This is a genomic window from Nosocomiicoccus sp. HMSC059G07, assembly GCF_001815515.1.
GTDB classification, from domain to species: Bacteria; Bacillota; Bacilli; order Staphylococcales; family Salinicoccaceae; genus Nosocomiicoccus; species Nosocomiicoccus ampullae_A.
The window spans coordinates 1-388 of sequence record NZ_KV820866.1; the positions used below are offsets into that span (position 1 = coordinate 1).

Here is a 388-nt window from a genome sequence, read left to right on the forward strand (position 1 = left end):
ATTTGAAAAAAAGGTTCGTCTACAATCTGAGACGAGCAATAGCTCGTCTTTTTATTTGATGATTTACATGACTCTTTTCTGTATAATACTTAAAGAGGTGAAGTCATGTATAAACGATTTAATGACCACAAAGAAACAATTGTTTGTACGCTACTTGGCGTATTTTTTCTTATACAAGGATTGTTTATATTAATTAACTTTAAAAGTATTACAAATAAACAAGATATTTCCGGGGAAAAGATTAAAAACGTATTTGATTTTATAAATATATTTTTTATAGAGCTTAAAAATATTTTAGGTATTGTGTTTCAGCATTCTCTACTAATTACGTTACTGTCAGGTGTTGTCCTTGTTGGACTCGGACTACTGATGTTTAAGTTTGCGAAAG

Annotated in this window: 1 pseudogene; it reads left to right on the forward strand. The window is 29.1% G+C overall.

The features are described 5' to 3' along the window. Positions 1-105: 105 nt before the first annotated feature. Positions 106-388: pseudogene (locus tag HMPREF3029_RS09490) on the forward strand (hypothetical protein); the annotation flags it as partial.